The sequence below is a fragment of the Leucobacter sp. CX87 genome, assembly GCF_018682295.1.
In the GTDB taxonomy this organism is placed as follows: Bacteria; Actinomycetota; Actinomycetes; order Actinomycetales; family Microbacteriaceae; genus Cx-87.
In genome coordinates this window covers 1-23,336 of record NZ_JAFIRI010000005.1, presented here as the reverse complement: position 1 = coordinate 23,336, position 23,336 = coordinate 1, and the positions used below count along the sequence as shown (strand labels likewise).

The 23,336-nt window shown below is 68.5% G+C and carries 20 protein-coding genes; 10 read left to right on the top strand and 10 right to left on the bottom strand.

Going from position 1 to position 23,336, the window contains the following annotated elements; translation table 11 throughout:
- Positions 1 to 9 precede the first annotated feature (9 nt).
- The 5 genes from KOE53_RS07295 to KOE53_RS07275 form a co-directional block, all read right to left on the bottom strand.
- Positions 10 to 996: an ABC transporter substrate-binding protein gene (locus KOE53_RS07295; RefSeq protein ID WP_188057968.1), complete on the bottom strand. Its 987-nt coding sequence runs from the start codon at positions 994 to 996 to the stop codon at positions 10 to 12.
- A 233-nt stretch (positions 997 to 1,229) separates the two neighbouring features.
- Complete coding sequence (locus KOE53_RS07290; protein ID WP_188057967.1) at positions 1,230 to 1,991, bottom strand: maleylpyruvate isomerase family mycothiol-dependent enzyme; 762 nt, start codon at positions 1,989 to 1,991, stop codon at positions 1,230 to 1,232.
- Between the two features lie 4 nt (positions 1,992 to 1,995).
- Positions 1,996 to 2,877, bottom strand: a complete 882-nt coding sequence (locus tag KOE53_RS07285) for a fumarylacetoacetate hydrolase family protein (protein WP_188057966.1) — start codon at positions 2,875 to 2,877, stop codon at positions 1,996 to 1,998.
- The gene (locus KOE53_RS07280; RefSeq protein ID WP_188058235.1) at positions 2,874 to 3,953 is read right to left on the bottom strand and encodes a cupin domain-containing protein; all 1,080 of its coding nucleotides are present in this window, start codon (positions 3,951 to 3,953) and stop codon (positions 2,874 to 2,876) included. The genes KOE53_RS07285 and KOE53_RS07280 overlap by 4 nt, the downstream gene beginning before the upstream one ends.
- Before the next feature lie 371 nt (positions 3,954 to 4,324).
- Entirely contained in the window at positions 4,325 to 5,137 is an 813-nt protein-coding gene (locus KOE53_RS07275) for an IclR family transcriptional regulator (protein ID WP_188057965.1), read from the bottom strand.
- Between the two features lie 225 nt (positions 5,138 to 5,362).
- Here KOE53_RS07275 and aspS point away from each other — a divergent pair, with 225 nt between their 5' ends.
- The 5 genes from aspS to KOE53_RS07250 all read left to right on the top strand — a co-directional run bounded on the left by aspS (position 5,363) and on the right by KOE53_RS07250 (position 10,821).
- Positions 5,363 to 6,706 carry an aspartate--tRNA(Asn) ligase gene (gene aspS / locus KOE53_RS07270; protein ID WP_188057964.1) on the top strand — a complete coding sequence of 448 codons (1,344 nt, stop codon included), beginning with the start codon at positions 5,363 to 5,365 and terminating at the stop codon, positions 6,704 to 6,706.
- Positions 6,707 to 6,955: 249 nt separating this feature from the next.
- Positions 6,956 to 7,627: an acyl-CoA dehydrogenase gene (locus tag KOE53_RS07265; protein ID WP_188057963.1), complete on the top strand. Its 672-nt coding sequence runs from the start codon at positions 6,956 to 6,958 to the stop codon at positions 7,625 to 7,627.
- Positions 7,628 to 7,667: 40 nt separating this feature from the next.
- Positions 7,668 to 8,216 carry a signal peptidase I gene (locus KOE53_RS07260; RefSeq protein WP_188057962.1) on the top strand — a complete coding sequence of 183 codons (549 nt, stop codon included), beginning with the start codon at positions 7,668 to 7,670 and terminating at the stop codon, positions 8,214 to 8,216.
- Positions 8,217 to 8,314: 98 nt separating this feature from the next.
- Positions 8,315 to 8,992: a hypothetical protein gene (locus KOE53_RS07255; protein WP_188057961.1), complete on the top strand. Its 678-nt coding sequence runs from the start codon at positions 8,315 to 8,317 to the stop codon at positions 8,990 to 8,992.
- Positions 8,989 to 10,821, top strand: a complete 1,833-nt coding sequence (locus KOE53_RS07250; RefSeq protein WP_188057960.1) for a choice-of-anchor G family protein — start codon at positions 8,989 to 8,991, stop codon at positions 10,819 to 10,821. The genes KOE53_RS07255 and KOE53_RS07250 overlap by 4 nt, the downstream gene beginning before the upstream one ends.
- Here the strand turns inward: KOE53_RS07250 and KOE53_RS07245 are convergent.
- On the bottom strand, positions 10,818 to 12,464 hold the full coding sequence (locus tag KOE53_RS07245; protein WP_188057959.1) for a bifunctional NAD(P)/FAD-dependent oxidoreductase/class I SAM-dependent methyltransferase: 1,647 nt from the start codon (positions 12,462 to 12,464) through the stop codon (positions 10,818 to 10,820). The genes KOE53_RS07250 and KOE53_RS07245 overlap by 4 nt on opposite strands.
- Before the next feature lie 68 nt (positions 12,465 to 12,532).
- Between KOE53_RS07245 and KOE53_RS07240 the strand changes: the two genes are divergently transcribed.
- Positions 12,533 to 13,111 (top strand): helix-turn-helix domain-containing protein, encoded by a 579-nt coding sequence (locus tag KOE53_RS07240; protein WP_188045548.1) that lies wholly within the window; start codon positions 12,533 to 12,535, stop codon positions 13,109 to 13,111.
- Here the strand turns inward: KOE53_RS07240 and KOE53_RS07235 are convergent.
- From KOE53_RS07235 to KOE53_RS07220, 4 genes are all read right to left on the bottom strand, one after another.
- Positions 13,101 to 13,403, bottom strand: a complete 303-nt coding sequence (locus KOE53_RS07235) for a Dabb family protein (RefSeq protein WP_188045547.1) — start codon at positions 13,401 to 13,403, stop codon at positions 13,101 to 13,103. The two genes, KOE53_RS07240 and KOE53_RS07235, sit on opposite strands and share 11 nt — an antisense overlap.
- Positions 13,370 to 13,666: a glutaredoxin family protein gene (locus tag KOE53_RS07230; RefSeq protein WP_188057958.1), complete on the bottom strand. Its 297-nt coding sequence runs from the start codon at positions 13,664 to 13,666 to the stop codon at positions 13,370 to 13,372. The genes KOE53_RS07235 and KOE53_RS07230 overlap by 34 nt, the downstream gene beginning before the upstream one ends.
- 131 nt (positions 13,667 to 13,797) lie before the next feature.
- Positions 13,798 to 13,896: a 30S ribosomal protein bS22 gene (locus KOE53_RS07225; RefSeq protein WP_003792170.1), complete on the bottom strand. Its 99-nt coding sequence runs from the start codon at positions 13,894 to 13,896 to the stop codon at positions 13,798 to 13,800.
- Between the two features lie 123 nt (positions 13,897 to 14,019).
- A complete protein-coding gene (locus KOE53_RS07220; protein WP_188057957.1) occupies positions 14,020 to 14,493 on the bottom strand; it encodes an ArsR/SmtB family transcription factor in 474 nt (157 codons plus the stop codon).
- A gap of 167 nt (positions 14,494 to 14,660) precedes the next feature.
- Between KOE53_RS07220 and KOE53_RS07215 the strand changes: the two genes are divergently transcribed.
- The 4 genes from KOE53_RS07215 to KOE53_RS07200 all read left to right on the top strand — a co-directional run bounded on the left by KOE53_RS07215 (position 14,661) and on the right by KOE53_RS07200 (position 23,120).
- Positions 14,661 to 16,043: a TrkH family potassium uptake protein gene (locus KOE53_RS07215; protein ID WP_223160162.1), complete on the top strand. Its 1,383-nt coding sequence runs from the start codon at positions 14,661 to 14,663 to the stop codon at positions 16,041 to 16,043.
- Positions 16,036 to 16,701 (top strand): potassium channel family protein, encoded by a 666-nt coding sequence (locus KOE53_RS07210; RefSeq protein ID WP_188045544.1) that lies wholly within the window; start codon positions 16,036 to 16,038, stop codon positions 16,699 to 16,701. The genes KOE53_RS07215 and KOE53_RS07210 overlap by 8 nt, the downstream gene beginning before the upstream one ends.
- 346 nt (positions 16,702 to 17,047) lie before the next feature.
- Complete coding sequence (gene gltB / locus KOE53_RS07205; RefSeq protein ID WP_188057956.1) at positions 17,048 to 21,673, top strand: glutamate synthase large subunit; 4,626 nt, start codon at positions 17,048 to 17,050, stop codon at positions 21,671 to 21,673.
- Positions 21,666 to 23,120, top strand: a complete 1,455-nt coding sequence (locus tag KOE53_RS07200) for a glutamate synthase subunit beta (RefSeq protein ID WP_188057955.1) — start codon at positions 21,666 to 21,668, stop codon at positions 23,118 to 23,120. Before gltB ends, KOE53_RS07200 begins: the two co-directional genes overlap by 8 nt.
- Positions 23,121 to 23,336: the final 216 nt, after the last annotated feature.

Sequence of the window (23,336 nt, the reverse complement as noted above, 5' to 3'; positions counted from 1 at the left end):
GAGGCGCTACTACTTGTTCTCGAAGGAGAAGAAGCGTTCTGCCGGGACCGCCGCTTCGAGACCGCCGTAGGTGACCATCGCGTCCTGCAGACCCATGAGGGCCTCGGGGTCGATCTCGGTGCTGAAGTGGGTCAGGTCCATCACTTCGGCCGCGTGGTCGCCACCGGGCACCTCCGCGAAGAGCCGCGCGATCTCGGCGCGGACGGCCTCCTCGTTGGCGTTTGCGTACTCGCTGGCTTCGGTCAGCGCCGCGCGGAAACGCTCGAGCACCTCGGCGTTCTTGTCGGCGTAGTCGACCTGCGAGAAGTACATGTCCAGGGGGCTGCCGGCGGGGAAGGCCGAGGTGTACTGGAAGATGACGTTGACGCCGTCGGTCTCGCGGGCCTCGATCGAGGCGGCACCGAGGAAGATGGCGGCGTCGATACGGCCCTCCTGCAGCGCGGCGAGACGCTGGGCAAGGGGCACTTCAGCGAACTTGACCAGGGCGGGGTCTCCGCCGTCCTTCGCGACGGCGACCTTCACGCCGATCGACCCGAGGTCGTTGAGCGACCCGACGGCGACGGTGCGGCCCTCAAGATCCTTCGGACTCGTGATCGCGGGGTCGATGGCGTCGACGTTCGCGACCTCGTCCGCGGCGATCGCGGCGGTCTGCCCGACCGCGGTGATGGGCGCGCCCTTGGCGATCGCGCGCACCATCGGCGGCGAGGCTGCGAACCCGACGTCCGCCTGGCCGTTCATGACGGCGGCCATCGTGCCATCAAACGACGGGGAAAACGCGGTCTCAATCTCGATGCCGTGCTTCTCGAAGATGCCCTGTTCCATGCCGAGCAGCAGCGGGATGGAGCCCTCCATGTCGATGGTGGCCACGCGAAGCGTGTCGATCCCGCCCTCGGCGGAGGCGTCGCTGTCTGCGGCTGCCGTGCCGCTGCAGCCGGTAACGAGGGCCGCGACCGCGGCGATGACGAGGGGCACGAGGAGTGCGCGTCGTTGCTTCATGAATCTCTCCTTTGAGTTCATCAGAATGATGATCAGTTGCTGGGCGAGGCGTGGAGCATGCGGTTGGTGCGAGCCTCATCGAACCAGATAGTACGTGTACGTACTATCTACGCATGGCCAACAATACATGGATTTGAGTGGAGCGCAACTGGGGATGTAGATCGCATGCGTAACATTTTCCCGCATGGGGAGTTACACGCGCGCCACACCCCCAGTCGCTGGCCGAGAACGGGCTAGATCCAGCGCGGCGCAGGCGCGGGAACGCGCGGCTCTCCGCCGTCCAAGACCTCCGTGAGGCGAGCGAGCTCACTCGCGCGAGCGCGACCCGTGGCCCACGCCACGAGGTCAGCGGGAGAGCCTTGCACCTCGCGTGACGTCAATCCCGTTGAGCTGGCGATCCGCTCGCCCGATGCGTCAGTGAGGAGGTAGCCGCAGTCGAGCCCCCGGGAGGACCAGACCGACGCGATGTCGCCCAACAGGCGCGCCGCGACGTGCCGGGGAAGGTCAGAGAACCTCGCTCCGTTGTCGAGGTCAATCGCGTGCACCCAAAGCTCCCGGGTACGCAGCCAGGGCACCTCGGCAAGTGGCACCTCTCGCCCCTGCGCGGTGCGCACGATCGAGCGCCACGCAGCATCGGGGCTGTCCCGCCACTCGACATTCAGGCTGATGGCGGCGTGGTCGAACAGGTGACGAAGCGCCCTCGGCGGCAGCGTAGCCCCGACCTCGATCTCTCGATCTCGCTGCTTCGGCGACGCGTACATGGGGATCTCCATCCCCGCGTTCGCCCACTGCACCAGGCGGGTGAGCGCGCGGGCGTTGTAGCCAAGGTGCGCGACGACGTGCCGGCGTGTCCAGCCCGCGACGAGGGACGGTCCATCCAGCTCAGCGTCACTGAGCTGCACGAGCGCCCTCGCCGCGAACGCGGTGGCCCGCCGGGCATCGAGGAGGTCGGCCAGCACCGCTGGGTCGCTGGCCAGGTCTGGGCGGGCAGCCACCGCGCTACCCCGCTTCCGGCGCGGACACGGTCGCGGTGCCGGCGCCCACGGCGGCCGACTCAGCGACGATTCGGTTGCGCAGCACCCCAATGCCGTCGATCTCGGTCTCCAGCAGCTGGCCCTGTCGCAGGTACACCTCCGGGGTGCGGGCACGCCCGACGCCGCCGGTCGTCCCCGTGAGCAGGACATCGCCCGGGTGCAACTCGAGAATGGTCGAGACATATGAGACGAGGAATTCGGGCCCGTGCACCAGATCGCCGATCTGGCCGTCCTGCATGACCTCGCCGTCAAGGACAGTCCGGATCCGCGCGTCGGGGGCGACCTCATCCGTGGTCACGAGCTCGGGGCCGAGCGGGGTGCTGCGGTCCCAAATCTTGCCCTGCAGCCACTCGACCGTGCGGAACTGCCAGGTGCGCATCGAGACGTCGTTGGCGACCGTGAAGCCCGCGATGTGCGCGGCCGCCTCGCTCTCGGGGATACGACGCCCGCCGATCCCAATCACGATCGCGAGCTCGGCCTCCCAGTCGATCGCGTCGTCCTCTGGCGGAATCGCCACATCGTCGAACGGACCGGTCAGCGTCTGCGCGAACTTCGCGAACAGCGTGGGGTGCTCGGGTAGCTCGCGCCCCATCTCACGAATATGCGAGGCATAGTTCAGGCCGGCGCACAGGATCTTTCCGGGGTGCGGGATCACGGGATCCAGCTCAGCCGCCTCCACCGCAATGGCCCCGGCCTCCTCCGCGGTCGCGGCGGCGGCGCGCTCCCTCCAGGCAGGATCCTGCAAGAGCGCACCGACGTCGGCGGCACCGGCAATCGGAATGTACTGGTCGCCCTCTCGCCGGGCGGCGGTCGTGCCGGTATTCGTGCGAAGTGTTGCGAGTCTCATGCGTTCTCTCCCTCAATAAAGCGGCGGTCGAAGTTCAGGCGTTCGATGATGGGCTGGTCGCCGAAGCGAAAAAGCTCGAACTCGGTCTCCGCGTTGATCTGGCAGGCCGCCCACGATGGGACGACGACGAGGTCGCCGGTCTCGACGCGGCGCACCTCACCGTTGAGCACGAACTCACCCCGGCCCGAGAAGACCTGGTAGACGCTCGAGCCGACCTCGCGCACCGTGCGCGTCTGCGCGCCGGGCCGGAACCGGTGGAAGTCGGCGCGGATGGTCGGCATCACGTCACCGCCGGTCGTCGGGTTCACATAGCGCACCGCAGCGTGGCCGGGCTCGACCGTGGCCGGCACACCCTCGTCTTCGAGCAGCAGCTGCTCCGTGAGCGCGCGGTCAGTGTGCTCCCAGCGGTACGCGCCGATCGGGGAGTTCACGGTGGACTGCAGCCCCGAGAGTGGCCGGAGGCCGGGGTGGCACCAGAGGCGCTCGGAGCGGGAAATCTCAGGCGTCGCCTCGTCGGTGACCCGATCGATCCCGAACTCAAAGAACCCCACGTCGGCATAGTGCGCGAACGGGATATCGAGACCGTCGATCCAGGCCATCGGCTGATCGGTCTCGTTGTGGTGGCCGTGGAAGTTCCAGCCCGGAGTGAGCAGGAAGTCGCCGCGGCGCATGGCGACCGGGTCTCCGTTGACGACCGTCCAGACCCCCTCGCCCTCGACGACGAAACGGAACGCGTTCTGCGAGTGGCGATGCTCGGGGGCGACCTCGTGGCCGCCGAGGTACTGGATGGCGGCCCAGAGCGTCGGGGTGGCGTAGGGTCGCCCACCCAGGCCCGGGTTTGCAAGCGCGATGGCGCGGCGCTCGCCACCTCTTCCGACGGGAACGAGCTCACCTGCCGCCTCCGCGACGGGCAGGATCTCATTCCACCGCCAGACGTGGGGCACCGCCTTCGGGCTCGGCTCCATCGGCATAAGGTCGCCGATCTCGGTCCAGAGCGGGATCATGTGCTCACGATTCATGCGCTCGTAGAGCGCGGCGAGCTTGATCTCTTCCTCGGGGGTGGGCGGCGCGGCCATCGCGTCGTGCACCGACTCATGGGTTGCGGCCGGGGGCAGTTCGTCGTGCGACACGGGCGTCCTCCTCTGCTTGTAGGTGGGGCGCACGTTTACTCGCTCGTTGGATGCCACGCGCGCCTCGATGTGGACGACGGTAGCCGCGCGGTCACGACGCGCGCGTCGCAATTCTGCCCTACAGAATCGAGGCTCCCCCTCCTCTCCCTCTCCCCCTCTCCCCCTTCTTCCCCCCTCTCTCGGCGCCGAGCTTGCGCAAGGGGCTGCTTCACGGCCGACGAAGCAGCCCCTTGCGCAAGCTCGATGGCGGCTGGAGGCCTCGGTGAGGGAGGTCGCGGCGAGGGATGGCAGGCGCCGGGGATACAGCCGTGCCGGGGTCAGGCACCGAGCGCCCCCACCCGGAAGTCGACCGAGGCGAGCTCGGCACTGATCCTGCCCGCGCACGCCAGCACGCGGTCCGCGTAGCTCGACTCAGCGCTTTGCTCCGCCCGGGCGGACTGCATTGCCAGGGCGATGGCGGCGACCGCAACACCCGAGGCGTCTCGCACGACCGCCCCGACCGCGCTCAGCCCGTACTCGCTGTCGTCGACGTTGCGCGCGTAGCCCCGAACCTGCACGGCCGCGAGCTCGGCGAGTAGCCGGCGCCGCTCGCTCGCGACCAGTACGTCGCCCGAGCGGCTCGCACGCGGTCCGGTCACCAGTTGCTCGATCGAGCGCGCCGGCAGCTCGGCGAGCAGCGCCCGACCGCCCGCCGTATACAGCGCGGGGAGAATGATGCCCTGGCGGTCGCCGATATGCTGCTGCCCCGCCGCCTCCACCGTCAAGAGGAAGCGGACGCGCGCGCCGACCCGGATCATCAGGTTGCTCGTCTCGTCGGCGTCGCGAGTGAGTGCCTCGAGAAATGGCCGGGCGATGGCGCGCAGCTGCTGGGTCCACTCCTGGATCAACGGCGCCTGACCGATAGCCGGCCCGGGGTGATATCGCCTGGCCTCGTCCTGAATCGCGAAGTCCCGGTAGACCAGCATCGCGAGCACCCGGTGCGCGGTCGATGGCGCGACGCCGAGCTCCTCGGCCGCGTCAGCCACCCGAATGGGGCCCACGTCCCGCAACAGCTGGATCAAGCGCAAGGCGTGGTCGACCGACGCGATCGGGTACGACGGCGTCTCACGCCGCGGGGGTGCATTCCGCATGCCAGAATCCTAGTTCGGCCTCGCTACCCCGGAACCCGCGAACCCGCGAACCCGCGAACCCGCGAACCACTAAACCCCCAAACCCCCAAACCCTGCAAACCCCGCCGATGCGTCTCAATCTGCGGCTTCAATCGCCGGGAAGCCGCAGATTGAGACTTCTCGTCGGAGCTTCCCGCGCAGAATGGCAGGATCCTGCGACCCCGCCACGCCCGATAGACTGTGCGGGTGACTGAACGAGTGAAGATCAAGGATCTGCCCGCCCTCGAAGACGGCGTTGTCCGTGTTTCCGGCTGGGTCGAAAAGGTGCGCGACCAGCGCTACGTCCAGTTTGTCGTCCTGCGCGACGAGACCGGCGCAGTGCAGCTCGTCAACGGTGGCGTGCTGCGCGAGGCCGATCCCGAGAATCCGCGCTCGGACATCCTGCTGGCACGCACCACCACGATCGCCGAACTCACGCACGGCACGTTCATCACGGTGACGGGCGAACTGCAGCACAACGAGCGCGTCAAGCTCGGCGGCGTCGAGGTGCAGATCGAAACGATCGAGGTGGTCGCCGCGGCGCTTCCCGAGACCCCGATCGCCGACGACTCAAGCCTCGACAAGCGCCTCGACTGGCGCTTCCTCGATCTGCGTCGCCCCGAGCAGCAGCTCATCTTCCGCGTGCAGACCACGTTCGAGCACGCGATGCGCCAGGTTTGGGTCGAGCGCGACTTCATTGAGATCCACACCCCCAAGCTCATGGCCAGCGCCTCCGAGTCGCGCGCCGAGCTCTTCGAGGTCGAGTACTTCGGCGAGAAGGCGTACCTCGCGCAGAGCCCCCAGTTCTTCAAGCAGATGGCGCAGGCCGCAGGCTTCGGCGGCATCTTCGAGATCGCCCCGGCGTTCCGCGCCGACCCCTCGTTCACTTCGCGACACGCGACCGAGTTCACCTCGGTCGACACCGAGCTCAGCTGGATTGACTCGCACGAGGACGTCATGGCGCTCCACGAGGAGCTCATCGTCGCCGGCCTCACCGCGGTCAAGGAGAAGCACGGCGAGGCGATCCTGAAGCACTTCAAGGTCGAGGTCACTGTCCCCGAGCGCCCGTTCCCCCGCATTCCCCTGGCCGAGGCCAAGGAGATCGTGAAGGAGCGCGGCTACGAGGTGCCCCGCACCGACGCCGACATGGACCCCGAGGGTGAGCGCCAGATCTCGGCCTACGTCAAGGAAAAGTACGGCCACGAGTTCGTCTTCCTCACCGACTACGACGCCTCGATTCGCCCGTTCTACCACATGCGCAACGAGGAGAACCCGGAGCTCACGAAGAGCTACGACCTGCTCTTCAACGGCACCGAGATCTCGACCGGCGCGCAGCGCGAACACCGCATCGAGGTCCTTGAGGCGCAGGCCATCGAAAAGGGGATGGACCCGGAAGAACTCGCGTTCTACCTGGACTTCTTCCGCTACGGCGTCCCGCCGCACGGCGGCTTCGGCATGGGCCTGAACCGCGTCCTGATGCTGCTCTTGCACCAGACGTCGATCCGCGAGGTCACGTACCTCTTCCGCGGCCCGACGCGCCTGCTGCCCTAGGCTGCACGCACGACGAAGGGGGCAGGATCCGCGCGACGGATCCTGCCCCCTTTTTTTCGTTGGCCAGTGCGCGACTCGCCCCGCGGTAAAATTTCTTACCCACGGTCTACATTTCACTGCTACTGTCGCCCAAACAAGAGGTTGGGGGATCTCACAGATCGCCCACTGCTTGCTCAGTTCCGGGGCGAGTGAAGATTCCAGGCAGTTGCGTCACCCTCCCCGAATTTCATATCAATGGGGGAGATTTTCATGACTGAACGCAGTGCACGACGCTGGAACACTCGCAAGACCGCCGCACTCACCGCCGGCGCACTCGTCGTCGGATTGGGGGCGACCTACACGCTCGCGAGCTGGAACGACTCGGAGTGGGTGTGGGGTGGCGCGAACACCACCCCCGGGGTCGGAACCGACGTCTTTGAGGTGCAGCAGAATGCATCGTCACCGTTCGTCGAGGGCACGTTCGCGGACTTCGAGAACAACCCGGGCAACGGACTTTCCTTCTCGGCAGGTGCGCTCACGTTGTCGCCGGGCGACACGACATATGCACCCGTCGCGTTGCGCACGACTCTGACCTCGGTGGCCGGCACGGTTACGCTGCAGGGGGCCGTCGCGGCAACCGGCATCACCGTGAACGATACCGCCGACGCCCTCTGGAACGCCGTCCGGGTGGATGTGTACACCGACGAGGGCGCAACCCCGGCCACGGCGTGCAGCACGGGCTTCGTGAGCACGGGCTGGACCCAGATCGCGACGAACGCCACGCTCGCGACAGCAGCCACTGCCACACAATCGCTCAGCGCCGCGGCCGGTTCGACGCAGCACTACTGCTTTGCACTGACGCTCCCGGCGGGCTCACCCGACACCCTGCAGGGCAGAACGATCGCGCCCGCGTGGGAGTTCGCTTCGGTGTCTGCGCCGTAAGCCTCGCGCCTCACCGCTCACGCTGCAGAGAGCTCCCGGCATGGTTGCCAGGATTGCAAGCGCCGCCGTCGCCATCATGGTCGCGGCGGCGGCGCTGACACTTGCCTGCTGGTTTGTCTTTTCATGGACAACCGACGCGACGCTCGTCACGTTTCGGACAGGATCGATGTCGCCGACCATCCCGCAGGGATCGATGGCGGTGACGGTGCCGGTTACCGCCGCCGAGTTACGGACGGGCGACGTGGTAACCGTGCAGCGAGACGGCGAGGCGTTGCCAGTCACGCACCGCGTGGTGGAAGTGCGCACGCCGCCTCCTGAGCTGGCGGCACCTCCGGGCGCGCGTGAGCTCGTGCTCCAAGGCGACGCCAACGCCACCGTCGACGCGAGACCCTACGTGGTCACGGAAGCGCGACGGACCGTATTCGCAGTGCCGCGGCTCGGTGCCGCGCTCATGGTGGTCCAATCACCCATCGGCATGGGCTCGCTCACCTTGCTCGCCGGCGCCCTCGTCACGTGGGCGTTCTGGCCGAGGCGCGAGACGAGCACCCCTGGCCAGCCGTCGAGCGTACTCGCGGGCGCCTCCCCGTGACGGCGGCCATGCGCGATGCGCCGCTCGCGTTCAGTGTTCTGGCATCGGCGCGGGGCCGGGGCCGTTCCGCCGCTGCGGTTCTGTTCGCCGGGCTCCTGATGGTTGCACTGGGAGGCGCGCTCACGGTCGTTCGCGCATCGGCCACCTTTCTGGAGGTCACCGAAACCGGTTCTCCAGGCATGCTCAGTATCGCGCGTTCCAGCGAGACGCCGCTCTGGGGCACACTCGCCCCGGGCGACACCATGCACTGGCTGGTTGAGGCGCGCCTCACCGACGCCGACAGCGGCACGCTCTCGCTCGAGTTCCGCGCCGACGGCGCCCTCGTCGATTCGTTCGGGATGAGCGCCTCGGTCAGTGCCTGTTCGCAGGACTTCACGTTCGCGAGTGCCGGCTCGAGCCAGGTCCCCATGTGCGCGGGGACGACGCTGCCGGTCGTCCCGCCCACCCCGCTGGTCGCCATCGCAACCGCGTCGAGCGGGGTGTTGTTTCCCCTTGCCGAGCTACAGGCGGCGCAACCCCGCCAGCTGCTCGTGACACTGCACCTGCCGCCGTCGGCGGCGAGCGCTGACGTTGCGGGGCAGGACGCACGCGTCGGCCTCGCCCTGCATAGCTCGGGTCAATCGCCGCCCGCGGTCGATGCACCGGCGCCGCTCGCCGCGACCGGCTCAGACGCCCTTGCCCTCAGCGCGCTCGCACTGGGGCTGCTCGGCATCGGCTGGGGAGTTCTGCTGCGCCGGGCCGCCCGCGCGGGCTCGGGCGTGGGAGGCGACGCATGAGCCGCCTCCCACGCCCGGCGCTGCGGCAGCGCGGACTCGGGGTCGTGCTCGCCGCCGTCGCCGTAGCCCTTGCCCTCGTCGCCCAGGGGGGCGTTGTCACCGACGCCAGCTGGAACGACTCCGAATGGTCCCGTGCAGGGGTCGGCACCGTTCCCTGCCCGGCACCGGAGGGCACTTTCACCACCCGGGGCGAGGGCCGTGCGCTCAGCGGTGCGCTACTGGGGGTCAATCTCGACACCCTCGCCGAGGCGTCGGGAACACTCGTCACCAACAACGGCACCACGACGACGACGACCCCCGCAGGGGTGAACGCCGTCCCCGGAATGCCCAGCGCGTTTGCCGACCCCCTGAATGTCACCGCGCTCAGCGGCGTCAACATCAACCTCGGCCAGGGGATCCTGAAGCTGCCTCTCGACACCAGCACCGGAGTGCTCGGCCAGTTCGGGCAGGCCAGGGGCAGCGGGATCGCAGCGGGGGCCAGCGGGTTTCTCACGAACACCGGCGGGATCGGGCTGCAGCCGGCGGCCGGCTATCCCGAGCTAGCCACGCTTCGGCTCTCGCAACTGCTCGGATCGGTGAACCCCGGGGTCGCATCCACCCTGGCCGGCGTCACCGACGTCTCGCTCACCTCGGGTGCGGTCGCCGGTCGCGCGGCCAACGACGCCTGCGCCGCGGCCTGGGCGAGCGGGGCCACGGCCGGGCTTGTGCGCGAGTACCTCGCCGCGTCGGTGCGCACTGAGATTACGTCGCCAACCGTCGGCGGCCTCATCACGGGCGTCGCGGGCACGATCAACTCGCTCGAGACGACGGTGAATGGCCTGACGAGCAATCCGGATGTGAAGACTTCTATTGTGAGCGGCGTCACTACGCTGCTGAACGGGGTGCTCGGATCGAGCGGGCAAGGGTCGATTCTCAAGCTCGGCAGCGTAGAGGTGAGCATATTGTCCGCCTCGATCGACCTCACGGCGGTGCGTGGCTTGCTCACCACGACCATTTCCGACCCCGGGGGCGTGCTGACGATCAGCCCGTCGTCGGGCGTCGTTCGCGTTGACACCGCGGCGCTCCTGCAGGCCGCCTACCCCGGCTCCTACGCGCAGGGCCTGAACGGACTGCCTCCGAACACCAATCTGCTCGCAGACCCAGCGATCGCCACCGCCCTGACCGGGGCCCTCACGACAGCGCTGAACGGGTGGCTGAGCTCAGTGACGACCGCGCTCACCGCGGCGATCAATGCAATCACCCTCAACGTATCGACCGCTGTCCACCTTGTCGTGACCGTTGTACTCCTCGTGCTGCCGGTTGAGGTGGCTATTGGCCACATCTCGGCCTCCACGACGGGAACCCTTGGCGCCCTCACCACGACCGCCTCCCTCGTGCTCCTGCCCAACCTTGTCCCAGCCGTAACCGCGCTGATCTCCGGGGTCCTGAGCGCCGTCCTGAACTTGCTCCTGAGCACCCTCGTCAGCAGCCTGGGCGGCATCGTCGCGAATGCGGTGAATGGTGTCGTGAATGTCTTTCGCACGCTGCCCGGCGCCGTGACCGCCCTCACCACGCCCATTCTGAACGCGGTATCGAATGTCTATACGCGGCTCTTCCTGAGCGGGGTAGTCGCGGTCACAGTGAATGCGCAGAACGATCCCCTGACGGGAAACCCCGAACCCTCCGACTGGGCGAGCCTGCCCGCGCGCAGGTTTGATGTCGCGGCCGTGCGCATCGGGGTGCTCGATGCCCTCGGCGCGAGCGCGGTGCGCCTCTACCTCGGGCGCGGCTCGGTCGGGCCCGGTTGCTCACTCGCAAGCGCTGCCGCCGGGCCCTGCGCCGCCTACTAGGCGATCCGGCGCAAGACGACGAGGCTGTCGCCGATGGTCGCCGGTCGCCCCTCGGGGTCGAGGATCTCGCGCTGCACAACTTCGGCGCGCAGCGTCTCCCACTCCTGCGCATGCTCGCCGCCCGGCGCGATCCCGAGGTCGCGAAGCTCGCTCTCGGGGCTCGGGAAGACCGGCTCGGCGCCAGGCTCAAAGGTGACCCACGACGGCGCCGCGGCGTGCGAAACGAGCACAAGATGCCCACCCGGCGCGACCAGGCGTGCCGCGGCTCGCAGAATGGTCGCGCGGGGCAGCTCGACGGGTGACTGAAAGAAACTTGCGCTGACAAGGTCCATGCCGGTGAGCCCGAGCTCAGCGAGCTCCCGATCACCGAGCGTCGCCAGGTCAGCGACCACGAAGCGTGCGCGATTCTCCGAGAGCCCGGCCGCCGCTGCCGCCTCGTTTGCGCGCGCCACCGCGGTGGCAGAGATATCGACGCCGGTCGCCTGCCAGCCACGCTGGGCGAGCCACAACGCGTCGCCGCCCTCGCCTGAGCCCAGGTCGAGCGAGCGTCCCGGGGCGAGCTCTGCCACGACCGCGGCGAGAGTAGCGTTGACCTTGCCCGACCAGACCGGCCCGGCACCGCCGTAGTGGTTCTCCCAGAACGCCACTGGGTCTTGCTCGATCTCACCGTGTCTGTGCCCGTGCGCCTGCGCCGGAGCGGGAGAGGCCTCCTCGGCGACGGCCAGGGCGTAGTCCTCCTCCACGAGCGCAAAGTTTGCCGCGGCCGCGGCCATGACACCCGCGCCCATCGCAACGGGCACGACCGCCGGGCCATGCACGACGTTGCCAGCCGCCCAGATGCGCGGGTGGCTCGTCTGACCCATCGCGTCGACCACGAGAAAGTTCCCCCACGGCAGGTCGTTTCGTTCCAACCCGAGGTCTGCCAGGAACTCGTCCCTGGGCTGCATCGCGCTCGTGACGAACACCGCATCGACGGGGTAATCGCCTCCTCGCCCGGTGACGACCGCCGACACCTGCGTGCCTTCTCCCTCAATCCTCACGACCGGGTCGGCCACGAGCGTCACGCCGCGCGCCGCGAACCCGCGCGCGGTCTCCGCGTCGATCTCGCCAAGCCCGGCGCTAAACACCGTCACGTCGTGGCTCCACTGCCGCAGCAGCTTGGCCTGATGCATCCCCATCGGCGAGGTCGTCACGATGCCGATTCGGCCGCCGCGCGCCTCCCAGCCGTGGCAGTACGGGCAGTGCAGCACACTCTGCCCCCAGCGCTCCGCCAGACCAGGGATGTCCGGAAGCACATCCGTCAGGCCGGTCACCACGATGAGCGCGCGGGTGTCGAGCGCCTCGCTCGCCTCGCCCTCAAGCGTGACCCGCAGGCCGTCAGGCGTTTCGGTCACCGTTTGCACGAGCCCCGAGCGGAACTCGACGCCGTATCGCGCGGCCTCGGCTCGCCCGATCTCGCCGAGTTCCTCGGGCGTCTTTCCGTCCAGGCCGAGCACGTTGTGCACGTGCGCCGTGAATCGGTTGCGCGGATCGCCCGCGTCGATCACGAGCGTCTTGCGCAACGAACGTCCGAGCGTCTGCGCGGCGCTGAGCCCTGCTGCGCCGCCCCCGATCACGATGGCATCCCATGTTTGCTGAGTCATGGTTCCATTTTTAGCCGGATATGCGATACTCGCAAATGAGATTGCAGAAACAGCAAGGAGATTTCGCGATGAACGAACTCGATCTACTGGGGCCAAGGCTGCGCGCCGCGAGACAGGAGCGCGGCTGGACGCTCGAAGAACTCGCGGGACGAGCGAGCATGTCGGTGAGCACGCTGTCCCGACTTGAGTCGGGCAAGCGTCAGGCGAGCCTCGAGCTAATCCTGCCCTTGACGCGCCAGCTCGGCATCCGCGTGGACGACCTCCTCGATCAGCCGGCGCTCGACCCGCGCGTGCATCGCCCGGCAATCCGGAGAGACGGGCTCACGATCGCCCCGCTCACGCGGGAGGAGTCTGAGGTGCGGGCCTTCAAGATCACGTATCACCCTGACGCACCAGAACGCCCGCTACAAACCCACGAGGGTCACGAGTGGCTGTACGTGCTCTCGGGGCGCCTGCGCCTGGTGCTCGGAGACCGGGAGCACGTGCTCGCACGCGGCGAGGCCGCCGAGTTCGCCACCACGACGCCGCACTCTATGCGGGCCGAGGGGGCAAAGCCCGCGGAGATCATCAGCCTCTTCAACACCGTCGGCGAGCGCTTGCATCTGCACGGGAGCGCCCCCTCTCCCGAACGGGAAACTAGACCGTAAAGTCGGTGGCGACGCGGCCTACCGCGTGCGACTTCACGACCGCACCTGCCGCGACGTGATCCGGGTGCGTCGCGTACAGCGCGAGACCCTCGGCGTCGTCGAAGTCGACGATCAGCGTGAGGTCCCAGTTGTCGCCAGGAAAGAGCTCATTGCGGTGCACGCTCAGCGCACGGACACTGGGCACGAGGGTCGCGAGCGGCTCGAGCGCCGCGGCGATCTCGGCCGCTTGCGCGTCACGGTCGGCGACGCTCTCGCCGCTCAGCTTCCAGTTGACGATGTGGCGAAAGGCCATTTCTTCGTGCTCGCTTTCCGAATTGCGGTGGTCAGGCGTGCCGGATCGACCCGCCAGAAGCTGTGCTTGCGCCCGTTCACGAGCACGACAGGGATCTCCTCGGCATACTTCGTCGCCAGGGCCGCGTCCTGCAGAATGTCGAGCTCGACGAACTCCGTCGAGACGTCCGCCTCGGCCGCGCGCACGAGTTCGATCGCCTCGCGTGCTTCGTCGCAGAGGTGACACCCGGGCTTCCCGATGAGAGTCAGCTGAACCGTGCGCATCCTCGTATTCTACGCTTCGGCGCAGGCGGATACGCGTCCGCTCAGGCGCGCACGCCGGGCACAAGAAAGGCACGACACCGAGCCCCCGAGGGGATTCGGCGCCGTGCCGTCACGTTGCTCTGAGGCTACGTCTACTTCTTGTTGCGACGCTGGTGGCGAGTCTTCCGAAGCAGCTTCCGGTGCTTCTTCTTCGCCATCCGCTTGCGGCGCTTCTTAATGACAGAACCCACGATTACCTCACAAAGTCAGCGGGACCTCGGTCGTTCGTGGCCCACAAAACACTTATCCTACCGTCGCTTGCGACGAAGCGCGAACCGCCCGGCAAACTCGGCGTAAAAACCGCGCCGTTCCGGCTATCCGCGCAGGCGGAATCGGGCGACAAGTTCCTTCACTTGATGCTCCGCGATGGCTGCGGCGCGGCCGACCTTCTCGGCGGCGGCCGCGACACTGTCAGACAGGATCTCCGCTTCGTCGAAGCCGTCGAGCGATCCGCCGGCGCCTCCGAGTACCTCGCCAGACTCGGTAACGTACTCGACGGTCACCTCGGTGTCGAAGCCCGCCGAGAGGAACGGAATCACAAAGTCCTCGACCATCTCGAGCGGCTCGGCGTTCAGCGAGTAGTAGCGGTGCTGCCCGTCCTCACGCACCGTCACGAGCTCGGCCTCGCGCAGCACTTTGAGGTGCTTCGATACGGTCGGCTGGCTGGTCTCCATTTGGGCCACGATCTCAGACACGCTGATCTCCTCGTCGCGCATGCGGCGCTCGAGAAGGATCTGCAGGATGTCGCGCCTAGTCGCGTCGGCGATAACCCCGAAAATGTCTGGCATGCTCCCAGCGTATCCCGCGAAGTGTGTACGATGACAACCGCCGAGTCTCCAGTTTCTAGGAGTCACCGCGGAACTTCGTTCAGGAAGCAGAGTCAGTGAGGGTAAGCAACGCCACGCGGCGGGGCGATTTTCGCCAGAGCGGTAGCACTCTCGGGCGCCGCTCCTGGATGACACGGATCATCCAGTCCTCTCCGCCGCGCTTCGCGCTCCTCGTCTTTACGAGCCTGATTTTCTTGTGGACCGCGATCCTCATGCTGCCGATGTCGGCGAAGTCCGGCACCGTAACCCCGCTGGTGGACGCACTCTTCACCGCCGTCTCGGCGATTTGCGTCACCGGTCTTTCCACCGTCGATATGTCGGCTCAGTGGTCGCTGTTCGGCGACATCGTGATCCTCGTTGGCATCCAGATCGGCGGAATCGGCGTGCTCACGCTCGCCAGCATTCTCGGCCTCACGGTGACCCGTCGACTGGGCCTGCGCCAGCGCCTGCTGGCCGCCACCGATTCCAACCCCATGCGCACCGGGCGCGGCGCAAGCGAGAGCCAGGCCATTGGGCTCGGCGAGATCGGCGGTCTACTGTCGGCGGTGGCCATCAGCCTGCTCGCCATCGAGGCAGCCCTGACGCTCCTCATCACACCCCGCCTCATGGCGGCCGGCTATGACCCCCTGCACTCGCTCTGGTACGGCTTCTACCTTGCTGCCTCGGCATTCACCAACACGGGGTTCGTGCCGCTCCCCACCGGCCTCACCGAGTTCGCGACCGACCCGTACATGCTCATCGTGCTCGCGCTCGGCGTGTTTCTCGGGAGCATCGGCTTCCCCGTCATCTTTGCGCTGTACCGGTACGCCGTGGGCGGCGGATGGAAAACGCATCGACGGCTCGGGCTGCACGCGAAGCTCACCCTCGTGACGACTCTGCTGCTCGTCGTCGCCGGGTGGATCCTGATCGCCGGACTCGAGTTCAATAATCCCGCAACCTACGGCGAACAGGGTTTCTGGCAGACCGTTCTGGGAACGGGCTACGCCTCGGTCATGACCCGCTCGGGGGGCCTCGGCGTGATCGACCCGCTCGACCTCAACGGTTCGAGCATGCTCGTGATGGACATGCTGATGTTTGTGGGCGGCGGCTCCGCCTCGACCGCGGGCGGCATCAAGGTGACCACGATCGCGGTGCTGTTCATCGCGGCGTTCGCTGAGGCTCGCGGCTACCAGGACATGCAGGCGTTTGGCCGCCAGATCCCCGTCGAGGTGCTGCGCGTCGCTGTCTCGGTCGTCATCTGGGGCTCGACCATCGTCGCCTCCGCGACGATCGCGATCCTGCACATCAGCGGCAAACCGCTCGACATCGTGCTCTTCGAGGTGATCTCGGCGTTTGGCACCTGTGGGCTCTCCACGGGCTTATCCGCCGAGGGCCCCGATGCCGTGAAGTACATTCTGGCCGCCACCATGTGGGCCGGCCGCGTGGGTACGGTCACGCTTGCCGCGGCAATCGCCGCGAGCAGCCGCTCACGCATGTTCCGTCTCCCCGAAGAAAGGCCGATCGTTGGTTGACATTAGAAATGACGCCCCCGTCCTCGTGATCGGCCTCGGCCGCTTCGGCGCCGCGACGGCCGGCCAGCTCGACCGGCTCGACCGCGAGGTGCTGGTCGTCGACACTGACGCGACCCTCGTGCAGAAATGGGCGGATCGCGTGACACACGCCGTCCAGGCCGACGCCCGCTCGATGGACGCGCTGCGCCAGGTCGGCGCCGAGGAGTTCCAGATTGCCGTCGTCGCGGTGGGTTCGTCGATCGAGGCGAGCGTGCTGGTCGCCGCGAATCTGGTCGACCTCGGCATCCCGCAGATCTGGGCCAAGGCGATCTCGCAGTCGCACGGCAAGATCCTCGAGCGCATCGGCGTGAACCACGTCATTTACCCCGAGCGCGAGGCCGGCGAACGCGTCGCCCACCTCGTGAGCGGCAACATGCTCGACTTCATCCAGTTCGACGACGACTTCGTGCTCGTGAAGATGTACCCGCCTCGCTCGATCCGAGGCCTCACCCTGGAGGCCAGCGGCGTCCGCACCCGCCACCGGGTCACGGTCGTCGGCGTGAAGACCCCCGGCGAGGACTTCACCTACGCGACGCCCACCACCGTGGTGTCCGCGCACGACCTCATCATCGTCTCGGGCAAGTCCTCCGCGGTGGAACGGTTCGCCACGATCGGCTAGGTTTCCCGCGCGCTCGCTCCAGCGACCCCTCGGCAGGATCCGGCCGATTCGATCGCTGGGCCGGATCCTGCCGAGTCGCCGCGGGACTGTTCGAAATTTCCGGCGTTCCAGACAGTCTGTCTGTGCGGGATAATCGACCGTCGCCCGCAGATTATTCGTGTTTCTGGCAAAAAATGCCGCTTTCTCTGCAGGAAGCGCCTCGGTGGATTACTTTCACCGAATATTTGGGTGTTACATTCGGATCTCCGAGCCACCCTGCTTCGCTGCGACGACGATGCCGCAGCGACACTCGTCGCAGCTGGCTCTCTCACGGGCCACCGACGTCCCGCTGATTGAGAGGACGTCGATGAACACCTACGACGCGACCCCGCACACCGCACACACCAGGTTTCCGGCGGCGAGCGGACTGTACGATCCCGCGAACGAGCGCGACGCGTGCGGGCTTGCCGCCGTCGTCGCGCTGACCGGCACGGCCAGCCACGAGATCATCTCGCTCGCCCTTGAGGCGCTCGAGAACCTCGAGCACCGCGGCGCGGTGGGTTCGGACGAGGGCACCGGCGACGGCGCCGGGATCCTCAGCGACATTCCCGACAAGCTCATTCGCGAGTCGCTTGCCGAGCAGCTGCCGGGGGTACGCTTGCCGGCGCCCGGGCTCTACGCCGCGGGCATCGCCTTCCTGCCGCAGGCCTCGACCGAGCGCCGCGCGACTCGGTACCGCATCGGCGCGATAGCCGCCGAAGAGGGCCTCGACGTGCTGGGCTGGCGCACGGTCGATGTGCGCCCCGAGGTGCTCGGCGAGAGCGCCCGGGCCGCGAGCCCCGCGATCGAGCAGCTCATCCTGACGGCCCGCGCGGGCGAGCGCCTCGACACCGACGAGCTCGAACGCCGGGCCTTTCGCCTCCGCAAGCGCATCCAGCACGAGACCGGCTGCTACCTGCCGTCGCTGTCGGCCCGGACGATCGTCTACAAGGGCATGGTCACGACGCTGCAACTCTCGAGTTTCTACCCCGAGCTGCAGGACGAGCGGTTCACGTCCCGTTTCGCGACCGTGCACTCGCGCTACTCGACCAACACCTTCCCGTCGTGGAGCCTCGCCCAGCCGCTGCGCATGGTGGCCCACAACGGCGAGATCAACACGGTGCGCGGCAACCGAAACTGGATGAGCGCGCGCGAGGGGCAGCTCGAGTCCGAGCTGCTCGGCGATCTGCGCCCGATCCTGCCGATCTGCTCGCCCGGCGGCAGCGACTCGGCGAGCTTTGACGAGGTGCTTGAGCTGCTCGTCCAGGCGGGCCGCAGCTTGCCGCACGCGCTGGCCATGATGGTGCCCGAGGCGTGGGAGTCCGAGACCGGCCTCGCCCCCGAGCTCGTCGACTTCCTCGAGTACCACTCGCTGCTGATGGAGCCGTGGGACGGCCCCGCCGCGATGATCGCCACCGACGGCAAGGAACTCGTCGCCTTGCTCGACCGCAACGGCCTGCGCCCCGGACGCTTCCAGGTGACCGACGACGGCCTGCTCGTCATCGCGAGCGAGACGGGTGTGCTCGATTTCGCGCCCGAACGCGTCGTGCAGCGCGGGCGACTCAAGCCCGGCCGCATGCTCGCGGTCACGCTCGCGACCGGCGAGGTGCGCGAGGACGACACGGTCAAGCAGGAACTCGCGCTGGCCGCCCCGTGGGGCACTTGGCTGGAAGAGGGCAGGATCCGGCTGTCGGATCTGCCCGAGCGCGAGCACCTCGTGCACCCGCCCGCGTCGATCACCCGTCGCCAGCGCACCTTCGGGTACACGGAGGAGGAGCTGCGCCTGCTGCTCACGCCGATGGCCCGCGAGGGCTTCGAGCCGCTCGCGGCGATGGGCACCGACACACCGATCGCGGTGCTCTCGGACCGCCCACGCCTGATCTTCGACTACTTCGTGCAGCAGTTCGCGCAGGTCACGAACCCGCCACTCGATGCGCTGCGCGAGGAGCTGGTGACGAGCCTCCGCGCCGGCATGGGGCCGCAGAATAACCTGCTCACCCAGTCCGCCGACCACGCCCGCCAAGTCATCCTCGACTTCCCGGTCATCGACAACGACTCCCTCGCCCGCGTCCAGCACTTCGGCGAAGACCCGCTGCAGGAACGCTCGGTCACGATCCGGGGCCTGTACCCGGTCGATTCCGACGCCAAGGGGCTCTCGGACCGGCTCGATGCGATGTGCCGCGAGGCCAGCGCGGCGATCGAGCAGGGCGCCGAGTTCCTCATCCTGTCCGACCGCGACTCGAACAAGGACCTTGCCCCGGTGCCCTCCCTGCTCGCCGTCTCGGCCGTGCACCACCACCTCATCCGCTCGGGGCAGCGCATGCGCGTCGCCCTCATCGCCGAGGCCGGCGACGTGCGCGAGGTGCACCACGTCGCCGCCCTCATCGGCTACGGCGCCGCCGCGGTCAACCCCTACCTCGCGATGGAGACCGTCGAGCTGCTCGTGCGCGACGGCTCGATCACCGGGGTGACCGAGGCCGAGGCCGTCGCCCGCCTCATCAAGGCGCTGGGCAAGGGCATGCTCAAGGTGATGAGCAAGATGGGCATCTCCATCGTCGCGTCCTACTGCGGCGCACAAACGTTCGAGGCCGTGGGGCTCTCGCCCGAGGTCGTCGACCGCTACTTCACCGGGACCGCCTCGCGCCTCGGCGGCGTCGGGCTCGACGTGATCGCGCGCGAGGTCGCCGCACGGCACCGCGCCGCCTACCCCGACGACGTCGCGGCGCTCGCGCACCGGCGACTCACCACCGGCGGCGAATATCGCTGGCGCAGGGGCGAGGAGGAGCACCTCTTCGACCCCGAGACGATCTACAAGCTGCAGCACGCGACCCGCACGGGCCGCCGCGACATCTTCGGCGCGTACACCGCGCGCGTGAACGAGCAGCAGGAGCGCCTCATGACGCTGCGCGGCCTGCTCAAGTTCGCGCCGACCAGGCCGTCCGTGCCGCTCGATCAGGTCGAGCCCGTCTCGGCCATCGTGCGGCGCTTCGCGACCGGCGCGATGAGTTACGGCTCCATCTCGCAGGAGGCGCACCAGACCATCGCGATCGCGATGAACCGTCTGGGCGGCAAGTCCAACACCGGCGAGGGCGGGGAGAGCGAGGACCGCCTGCTCGATCCCGAGCGCCGCAGCGCGATCAAGCAGGTCGCCTCGGGACGCTTCGGCGTCACGAGCATGTACCTCACCCACGCGGACGAGATCCAGATCAAGCTCGCCCAGGGTGCCAAGCCCGGCGAGGGCGGCCAGCTGCCGCCGGGGAAGATGTACCCCTGGATCGCCGAGACCCGGCACGCCACCCCGGGCGTCGGGCTGATCTCGCCCCCGCCGCACCACGACATCTACTCGATCGAGGACCTGAAGCAGCTGATTTTCGACCTCAAGCGCGCAAACCCTGGGGCCAGGATCAGCACCAAGCTCGTCTCCCAGAGCGGGGTCGGGCCGGTCGCCGCCGGCGTCGCCAAAGCGCTCTCGGACGTCGTGCTGATCTCGGGCCACGACGGCGGAACCGGCGCGAGCCCCATGAACTCGCTCAAGCACGCAGGATCCCCGTGGGAGCTCGGCCTCGCGGAGGCGCAGCAGACCCTCATGCTGAACGGCCTGCGCGAGCGGGTCGTCCTGCAGGTCGACGGCCAGCTCAAGACCGGGCGTGACGTCATGATCGCGGCCCTTTTGGGCGCCGAGGAGTTCGGCTTTGCGACGGCCCCGCTCGTGGTGGCGGGTTGCATCATGATGCGGGTGTGCCACCTCGACACCTGCCCCGTGGGCGTCGCGACACAAAACCCCGACCTGCGGGCGCGGTTCACCGGCCAGGCCGACCACATCGTCAACTTCTTCACGTTCCTCGCCGAGGAGGTGCGCGAACTGCTCGCCGAGCTCGGCTACCGCACCCTCGACGAGGCGGTCGGCGACACCGACGCGCTCGACGTGAACGACGCGATCTCGCACTGGAAGGCTGACGGGCTCGACCTCACGCCGATCCTGCGCGGACCGGAGTTCCCGGAGGGCGAGCCGCGTCGCTTCGGCCGCGCGCAAGAGCACGAGGTCGCCGAGCACTTTGATCAGCAGCTGCTCGGAATGGCGCGGGATGCCCTCGAGCGCCGCGAACCGGCGGTCATCCACCTCCCGATTCGCAACACCGACCGCGCCGTCGGCACAATGCTCGGGCACGAGGTGACGAAGCGCTTCGGCGCGGCAGGTCTGCCCGCTGAGACGATCGACATCACCCTTACCGGGTCGGCCGGGCAGTCGCTCGGGGCCTTTCTGCCCGCGGGCATCCACCTCCGGCTCTTCGGCGACGCGAACGACTACGTCGGCAAGGGGCTCTCGGGCGGCGAGATCTCGATCCTGCCCAGCCCGCAATCGGGGCACCGGGCGGCCGGCAACGTGATCGCCGGCAACGTCATCGGCTACGGGGCGACGGGCGGTTCGTTCTGGATCGCCGGCGTCGTCGGCGAACGGTTCCTCGTTCGCGGGTCGGGCGCCACCGCGGTCGTCGAGGGCACCGGCGACCACGCGCTCGAGTACTTCACGGGCGGCTTCGCCCTCATCCTCGGCCCCACCGGGCGCAACATCGGCGCCGGCATGTCGGGCGGGGAGGCCGTCGTACTCGACCTCACACTCTCGTCGCTGAACGCGGCCGAGCTCGCCTCAGGTGCGCTGCTCGTGCAGCCGCTCGGCGGCGGGTCCGCCCCCGTCACCCCCGCGCTGCTGGCCGTTCGCGAGAAGATCCGAGCGCTGTTGAAGCGGCACCTCGAGCAGACCGGCTCCGCCGTGGCGGAGGACCTGCTCGGCGCGATCGATCGTGACCCGGAGCGGGTGTTCGCCCGCTTCACCCGCCTGATCCCGCGCGACTTCTCTCGGGTGCTCGAGATTCGCGAGCGCGCGAGCGCACACGGCATTGACCCAGACGGCACCCAGGTCTGGTCGGAAATCTTGGAGGCAACCAATGGCTGATCCGCGCGGCTTTCTGACGGTACGCGAGCGCGAGCTCGCCCCGAAGCGACCGGTCGCCCTGCGCCTGATGGACTGGCGCGAGGTCGTCGACCCGGCCAACCCCACCGTGGTGGCGCGACAGGCATCACGCTGCATGGACTGCGGCGTCGCGTTCTGCCACCAGGGTTGCCCGCTCGGCAACCTCATCCCCGAGTGGAACGACCTGACCCACCGCGGCCGCGGCCAGGAGGCCATCGAGCGCCTGCACGCCACGAACAACTTCCCGGAGTTCACGGGGCGCGCCTGCCCCGCGCCGTGCGAGTCCGCCTGCGTGCTGAGCATCAACCAGCCGGCGGTCACGATCAAGCAGATCGAGAACAGCATCATCGATCAGGCGTTCGAGAATGGTTGGGTGCAGCCGCAGTCGCCGTCGCGGCTCACTGGCAAGACCGTGGCCGTCGTCGGCTCGGGACCCGCCGGCCTGGCCGCGGCGCAGCAGCTCACCCGCGCCGGGCACACGGTCGCCGTGTACGAACGGGACGAGGTGCCCGGCGGGCTCCTCGCCCTCGGCATCCCCGATTTCAAGCTGGAGAAGGAGCTCGTCGAGCGCCGCATCGCGCAACTGAAGGCGGAGGGCACGCGCTTCCGCTGCGGCGTGACGATCGGCCGCGACATGAGCTGGGGCGAGCTGCGGCGGCGCTACGACGCCGTGGTGATTGCCACGGGTGCCACGGTGCCGCGGGAGCTCGAAATCCCCGGCCGAGGGCTCACGGGCGTCATGCCCGCGATGGACTTCCTCGTCGCCTCGAATCGTGTTCAGTCCGGGGCGCTTGACGTGTCGCCGTTCGACGCTGCGGGCAAGCACGTCGTCGTGATCGGCGGCGGCGACACCGGCGCCGACTGCGTCGGCACCGCGCACCGACAGGGCGCGCGGTCGGTCACGAACCTCGCGATTGGGCGCAAGCCCTCCGAGACCCGGACCGAGGCGCAGCCCTGGCCCGTCCACCCGACCCTCTACGAGGTGTCGAGCTCCCACGAGGAGGGCGGCGAGCGGAAGTACCTCGCCTCGACGGTCGAGTTCGTGGCCGACGAGAGCGGCAAGCTCTTGCGCGGGCTGCACATCGCCGAGACGGGGTTCACCGAGAACGGCCGCGAGCCGATCCCGGGCACCGAGCACCTCATCGAGGCCGACCTCGTGCTCATCGCGATGGGGTTCACCGGCCCCGAGCCGATCGACGAGGACGGGCTCGCGCTCGGGCACGACAGCCGCGGCGCGTTCGAGCGCCAGCAGGACTTCTCAACGTCACTGCCCGGCATGTTTGTCGCCGGCGACGCGGGTCGCGGTCAGTCACTCATCGTGTGGGCGATCGCCGAGGGCCGCGCGGCGGCGGCCTCGGTCGATGCGTTCCTGATGGGCGAGACGGCGCTGCCGTCGCCCGTCACGGCATTCGACCGGGCGTTCAGCTAAGCGCGGGCCCTCGCCCGAGCTCGGCTGATCCGGCCGCGCTCGGGCGGGATCCTGCCGCTCGAGCTGGATCCTGCCGGGGCGCGGGATCCTGCCGGGGCGCGCCCGCGCCGACTTACCCGCGCTCATTGAGCAATGTGCGCCCCTCGAGCCGTCGCAACCTGCGGCTTGAGCACGCGCCCCGCCCCCGGTGGGGCCCGCGCGGCCGATGGGCCACAG

Coding starts and splice junctions, on each gene's coding strand:
- KOE53_RS07295 (WP_188057968.1), bottom strand. CDS start 996: ATGAAGCAACGACGCGCACTCCTCGTGCCCCTCGTCATCGCCGCGGTC.
- KOE53_RS07285 (WP_188057966.1), bottom strand. CDS start 2,877: ATGAGACTCGCAACACTTCGCACGAATACCGGCACGACCGCCGCCCGG.
- KOE53_RS07280 (WP_188058235.1), bottom strand. CDS start 3,953: ATGGCCGCGCCGCCCACCCCCGAGGAAGAGATCAAGCTCGCCGCGCTC.
- KOE53_RS07275 (WP_188057965.1), bottom strand. CDS start 5,137: ATGCGGAATGCACCCCCGCGGCGTGAGACGCCGTCGTACCCGATCGCG.
- KOE53_RS07265 (WP_188057963.1), top strand. CDS start 6,956: ATGACTGAACGCAGTGCACGACGCTGGAACACTCGCAAGACCGCCGCA.
- KOE53_RS07260 (WP_188057962.1), top strand. CDS start 7,668: ATGGTTGCCAGGATTGCAAGCGCCGCCGTCGCCATCATGGTCGCGGCG.
- KOE53_RS07255 (WP_188057961.1), top strand. CDS start 8,315: ATGGTTGCACTGGGAGGCGCGCTCACGGTCGTTCGCGCATCGGCCACC.
- KOE53_RS07250 (WP_188057960.1), top strand. CDS start 8,989: ATGAGCCGCCTCCCACGCCCGGCGCTGCGGCAGCGCGGACTCGGGGTC.
- KOE53_RS07245 (WP_188057959.1), bottom strand. CDS start 12,464: ATGACTCAGCAAACATGGGATGCCATCGTGATCGGGGGCGGCGCAGCA.
- KOE53_RS07240 (WP_188045548.1), top strand. CDS start 12,533: ATGAACGAACTCGATCTACTGGGGCCAAGGCTGCGCGCCGCGAGACAG.
- KOE53_RS07235 (WP_188045547.1), bottom strand. CDS start 13,403: ATGGCCTTTCGCCACATCGTCAACTGGAAGCTGAGCGGCGAGAGCGTC.
- KOE53_RS07230 (WP_188057958.1), bottom strand. CDS start 13,666: ATGCGCACGGTTCAGCTGACTCTCATCGGGAAGCCCGGGTGTCACCTC.
- KOE53_RS07220 (WP_188057957.1), bottom strand. CDS start 14,493: ATGCCAGACATTTTCGGGGTTATCGCCGACGCGACTAGGCGCGACATC.
- KOE53_RS07215 (WP_223160162.1), top strand. CDS start 14,661: ATGACACGGATCATCCAGTCCTCTCCGCCGCGCTTCGCGCTCCTCGTC.
- gltB (WP_188057956.1), top strand. CDS start 17,048: ATGAACACCTACGACGCGACCCCGCACACCGCACACACCAGGTTTCCG.
- KOE53_RS07200 (WP_188057955.1), top strand. CDS start 21,666: ATGGCTGATCCGCGCGGCTTTCTGACGGTACGCGAGCGCGAGCTCGCC.